At 62.4% G+C, this 5118-nt stretch carries 5 protein-coding genes; 4 read left to right on the top strand and 1 reads right to left on the bottom strand.

What is annotated here, in order from left to right:
• Positions 1 to 130 precede the first annotated feature (130 nt).
• On the top strand, positions 131 to 811 hold the full coding sequence (locus RKP46_RS08980) for a response regulator transcription factor (RefSeq protein ID WP_311106333.1): 681 nt from the start codon (positions 131 to 133) through the stop codon (positions 809 to 811).
• On the top strand, positions 780 to 2273 hold the full coding sequence (locus tag RKP46_RS08975) for a sensor histidine kinase N-terminal domain-containing protein (RefSeq protein WP_311106332.1): 1494 nt from the start codon (positions 780 to 782) through the stop codon (positions 2271 to 2273). The genes RKP46_RS08980 and RKP46_RS08975 overlap by 32 nt, the downstream gene beginning before the upstream one ends.
• A 94-nt stretch (positions 2274 to 2367) precedes the next feature.
• On the opposite strand, the gene RKP46_RS08970 is transcribed toward RKP46_RS08975, so the two are convergent.
• Complete coding sequence (locus tag RKP46_RS08970) at positions 2368 to 3279, bottom strand: LysR family transcriptional regulator (protein ID WP_311106331.1); 912 nt, start codon at positions 3277 to 3279, stop codon at positions 2368 to 2370.
• Between the two features lie 113 nt (positions 3280 to 3392).
• Here RKP46_RS08970 and RKP46_RS08965 point away from each other — a divergent pair, with 113 nt between their 5' ends.
• Together RKP46_RS08965 and RKP46_RS08960 are read left to right on the top strand one after the other, a co-directional pair.
• Positions 3393 to 4475, top strand: coding sequence for a class 1 fructose-bisphosphatase (locus tag RKP46_RS08965; RefSeq protein WP_311106330.1), 1083 nt, complete (start codon positions 3393 to 3395; stop codon positions 4473 to 4475).
• A gap of 51 nt (positions 4476 to 4526) precedes the next feature.
• Positions 4527 to 5118, top strand: a 592-nt coding sequence (locus tag RKP46_RS08960) for a phosphoribulokinase (RefSeq protein ID WP_311106329.1), incomplete at its 3' end; no start/stop codon positions are given.

Raw genomic sequence — 5118 nt, 5'->3', positions numbered from 1 at the left:
GTCAGGCGCTCCCCGAGTTCGGGCCAGGGCCGGAACTCCAGAGACCATAAAAGGAGAACAGCGGGCGTAGCTTAGGAAGTGGGGCTTACAAAGAGCTTACGACGGCCACCGGGCTACGGACCGACACCTTATGCGCATTCTCCTCGCCGAAGACGACAGGATCATTGCCGACGGCCTTTGCCGGTCGTTGCGCCAAGCTGGTTACGCGGTCGATTGCGCAGACAACGGTATGGCTGCCGACACTGCCCTGATGACCAACGCTTACGACCTGGTGATTCTTGATCTCGGGCTGCCGCGCTTGTCCGGGCTGGATGTGCTGCGGCGTTTGCGGGCGCGCAATTCAACGACGCCGGTGCTGATTTTGACCGCCCTGGACGGTGTCGACGATCGGGTCAGGGGGCTCGACCTGGGGGCCGACGACTACATGGCGAAGCCGTTCGAACTGGTTGAGCTGGAAGCCCGCGTGCGGGCGCTCAGCCGCCGTTCATCGGGAACCGCGACGATCATCCAGTGCGGTTCGCTGACCTTTGATCAAAATGACCGTTCGGCTTTGGTCAATGGCGAAATGCTCGAGCTCTCGGCGCGCGAACTCGGTTTGCTGGAGATTCTCCTCCTGCGCGCACGACGCCTGGTAAGCAAGGACCAGTTGGTTGATCACCTCTGTGGTTGGGGAGAAGAGGTGAGCCACAACGCCATCGAGGTCTATGTTCACCGCTTGCGCAAGAAGCTCGAATCGACTGGCGTCAATATCATTACCGTGCGCGGCCTCGGATACTACCTTGAGAAGCCTGCTGAAGAAAGAAGGCACTGACGCCGAGCGCTCGCTGTTTGGCGAAATCCTGGACTGGATGCTCGCGCCGCTGCTCTTCGTCTGGCCGATCAGCATCGCCTTCACGCATTACTTTGCCAACACGGTTGCCAGCTTTCCGTACGATCAGTCGCTACGCGAGCGCGTCGCGGTACTCGCGCGTCAGCTCAGTCTGGCCGAGGGCAGGGCGCAATTGCGCGCGCCGGCGACGGTGCAGGCGTTTCTGCGCTCGGACGAGATCGACAACGTCTATTTCCACATTCTCGACGGCGCGGGCGGGTTGATCGCCGGCGATCCAGAACTCCCGGCGCCACCGACCGAGTCCGGATTGCGACAACGCGAAAGCGGCGAAGTGTCGTTTCGCGATGACGAGTACCGCGGTCAGGCGCTGCGCATCGCCTACCTCTATCTGCCTGTCCCGGGTGCGCCGCTCGACCGGCGCATTCTGGTCGAGGTTGGCGAGACGACGGAAAAGCGTTCGCAGTTGGCGAACCGGATCATGACCAGCGTGATTGTTCCGCAACTGGTGATCATTCCGCTCGCCGTCGTGCTGGTCTGGTTTGGTTTGTCGCAAGGCCTGCGGCCGCTGACGCGTTTGCGCGATCGAATCGAGGCGCGCCGCGAGGCCGATCTCTCGCCGATTGCTCTGCGTCGGGTTCCCGAGGAGCTGCGGCCGCTTACCGAGGCCTTCAATTCGATGCTGAGCCGCATGCACCGCAACGTCGAGGCGCAACGACGTTTTATTGCCGACGCGGCGCATCAGATGCGCACGCCGTTGACCGGCCTGAAGACGCAGGCGCAACTGGCGATTCGGGAAAGCGATCCAGCGCAGCTTCGGCACGCGCTGCAGCTTATCCTGCTTGGCGTCGACCGTGCGTCGCACCTGGTCGACCAGTTGCTGGTACTCGCCCGGGCTGAGGCCAGCGGTGGCGCGCAGCAGGCGCTGCTGCCACTCGACATCGATCAGTTGCTGCGGGAGAGTGTCGAGGCCTGGGTCGTCCGCGCGCTCGACAAGGGTATCGATCTGGGTTACGAGCCGGCTGGCGAGGTGCTGGTCGAAGGGCACGCCTTTCTTTTGCGCGAGATGATCAATAATCTGCTCGACAATGCTTTGCGCCATACGCCTGCCAGCGGGCGCGTCACCGCGCGCGTCGTCGCGCCGGGCGATTTCGCCGTGCTCGAGATCGAAGACAGCGGGTCGGGCATTTCAGACGAAGACGCGCTCAAGGTCTTTGACCGTTTCTATCGTGCCGAGGGATCGGCTGGGGACGGCAGCGGTCTGGGGCTGGCGATCGTTCGCGAGATCGCCGAGTTGCATCGGGCGGCGGCCAGCCTGCGGCCCAACATGCGTGGCGTCGGCGCGGACCAGGCGGTCGGCTGCACGGCGCGGATCGTCTTTCCGATCTTTCGTCCGGCTGAGTTCAACAGCTTGCGCGTCGAACCGGTGCAGACCGGGTTTGCCTGACGCGACAAGCGGGCGAAGACGGTGGGAGGTTGCGTCTTCCCGGCAGCCTCCCGGCAAGCAGTCGCCTCGGCCGCGAAGCCGCTGGCGCCAGGCTTCAGCTCAGCTTCTTGAGATAGTCCGGGGCATATTCGAGCAGGAAGGCCCAGAAGGCGGCGAGCGCTGGCGTCAGGTGCTTGCTTCGGTGGCGCACCAGATGCCAGCGCCGCATCACCGGAGTCCCCTCGACCTTGAGGATGTGCAGGCGCTGGTTGCTCAATTCGAGGCCCAGCGTGTGCTGCGAAATGAAGGTGATTCCGAGACCGGCGACGACTGCCTGTTTGATCGCCTCGTTGCTGCTCATTTCCATCCCTATATGCGGCCTGACCGAATGATCGTTGAAGAACTGCTCCATGGCGGAGCGTGTTCCGGAGCCCGTTTCGCGCACGATCAGCGTCTCGCCGGCGAGTTCCTCGACGGCGATGTTCTGTGCTGTACGCAAGGGATGGTCAGTGCCGGCGACGATGACCAGGGGGTGCGGCGCAAAGGCTGTCGCCGTCGCGTCAAGCTCGGCCGGTGGGCGCCCCATGATCGCCAGGTCGACCTCGTTGCCGGCGAGCAGCCGATTCACCGTCATGCGGTTGTCGATTCGCAGGCTGATCACGACGTCCGGCTGTCGCCGGCGAAACTCGGCGAGCAGACCGGGAGCGAAGTACTCGGCCGTACTCACGACCGCCACCGCGATGCGTCCGCCTTGCAGTCCCTTCAAGGCGAGCAAGGCCTCATCCGTTTCCTTCAGCAGTTGGAGGATTTGCCGTGCCCGGTCGAGCAGGATTTCTCCCGCTTCAGTCAGAAAGACACGCTTGCCGATACGTTCGAACAAGGGAATCCCGCTGACTTCCTCCAGTTGCTTGATCTGCAGCGAAATCGCGGCGTGCGTCAAATGCAGCGTCTCGGCCGCCCGAGCAAAGGAGAGGTGGCTGGCGGCAACGACAAAGATTTGCAGCTGGCGGATCGTGGCGTTTCTCATCGATTATCTTTTGCTAATGAAAACAGACAATATGTTTAACTAGCGTTTTTGTTTCATGCCGCTAGAATCTGTCCCGGGTCGACATTTGCCAGGGTGTATTCAGGAGTATTGCCATGCTGTGCGGACGTACCAACGTCAACAAGTTTCTCATCGAGGAGCAGCGACGGAATCCGACGCTGGTCGGCGACTTCTCGATGCTCATCAGTGACATCGTACGTTCCTGCAAGGCGATTGCCCAGGGCGTGTCACGCGGTGCGCTGGCCGGCGTGTTGGGCGATGCGGGCGGCGAGAACGTTCAGGGTGAGGCACAGAAGAAGCTCGATGTGCTGGCCAACCAGGCGTTCATTCATCACTGCGAGTGGGGCGGCCATCTGGCAGCGCTGGCTTCCGAGGAGATGGAGGCGGTCTATCCGATACCTGCCGAACATCCGCGCGGCAGGTTCCTGTTGCTTTTCGATCCGCTCGACGGATCGTCGAACATCGACGTCAACCTCTCGGTGGGCAGCATCTTCTCGGTTCTCCTCTGCCCGGACGATTGCCACCCGGACGGGCCGACAGCCGCCGATTTCCTGCAAACCGGCGCGCGCCAGGTGGCGGCCGGCTACGCGCTCTACGGCCCGTCGACGATGCTCGTTCTGACGGTCGGGAACGGGACGCACGGGTTTACACTCGACCGCGACATTGGCGAGTTCCTGCTGACGCATCCCGACCTGTCGATTGTTCCGGAAACGCGCGAGTTTGCCATCAACGCGTCGAACGAGCGTTTCTGGGAGCCGCCGATCCAGCGCTACGTCGCCGAGTGTCTGGCCGGCCGAGCGGGCGTTCGCGGGATTGATTTCAATATGCGCTGGGTTGCCTCGCTGGTTGCCGAGGTGCACCGCATTCTGATGCGCGGCGGTGTCTTCATGTATCCGCGCGACAGCAAGGACACACGCAAGCCTGGCCGCCTGCGCCTGCTTTATGAAGCCAATCCGATGGCGATGATCGTCGCCCAGGCGGGTGGCCTGGCCTCGACCGGGAGCGAGCGTATCCTCGACGTTCGCCCGAGCAGTCTGCACCAGCGGGTGCCGGTGATCCTGGGTTCGCGCCGTGAGGTCGAGCGCATCGAGCGCTATCATCGCGAGCACGAAGCGGGTGAGGACGAGCCGTTCAAGTCACCGTTGTTTTCCACACGCACGCTTTTCCGGGACGACTGAGGCCTGGCCTTCACTCGCCCGGAATCCTGTCAGGCCAAGGAGAATCATCAGATGTCAAGCAAGAACCCTGTGATTGCGGTGACCGGTTCCTCGGGCGCGGGCACGACCTCGGTCACCCGTGCTTTCCAGCATATCTTCCGGCGCGAAAACCTGCACGCTGCAATTATCGAGGGCGACAGTTTTCATCGCTACGATCGGCAGGAAATGCGTGCCAAGATAGCCGAGCACGGCCTTGCCGGCAACCACCACTTCAGCCATTTCGGTCCGGAAGCAAATCTCCTCGGCGAACTGGAGACCCTGTTCCGCGTTTATGGCGAGTCGGGCAAAGGGCGCAGCCGACACTACGTACACGACGACGCGGAAGCTGAGCGTTACGGCGCGCCACCAGGAAGCTTCACCGAATGGACCGACCTGCCACCGGATACCGATCTGCTCTTCTACGAAGGTCTGCACGGAGCGGCGAGCACTGACAGCGTAGATATTGGGCGCTATGTCGATCTCTGCGTTGGCGTCGTGCCGATCATCAATCTGGAGTGGATTCAGAAGCTGCATCGCGACCGGGCGCAGCGCGGTTATTCCACCGAGGCTGTGATGGATACGATCCTGCGCCGGATGCCCGACTACATTCACTACATCTGCCCGC

Origin of the sequence: Accumulibacter sp. (assembly GCF_031732815.1) — a bacterium.
Lineage (GTDB): Bacteria > Pseudomonadota > Gammaproteobacteria > Burkholderiales > Rhodocyclaceae > Accumulibacter.
This window is presented reverse-complemented; position numbering and strand designations above follow the sequence as displayed.

Coding starts and splice junctions, on each gene's coding strand:
- RKP46_RS08980 (WP_311106333.1), top strand. CDS start 131: ATGCGCATTCTCCTCGCCGAAGACGACAGGATCATTGCCGACGGCCTT.
- RKP46_RS08970 (WP_311106331.1), bottom strand. CDS start 3,279: ATGAGAAACGCCACGATCCGCCAGCTGCAAATCTTTGTCGTTGCCGCC.
- RKP46_RS08965 (WP_311106330.1), top strand. CDS start 3,393: ATGCTGTGCGGACGTACCAACGTCAACAAGTTTCTCATCGAGGAGCAG.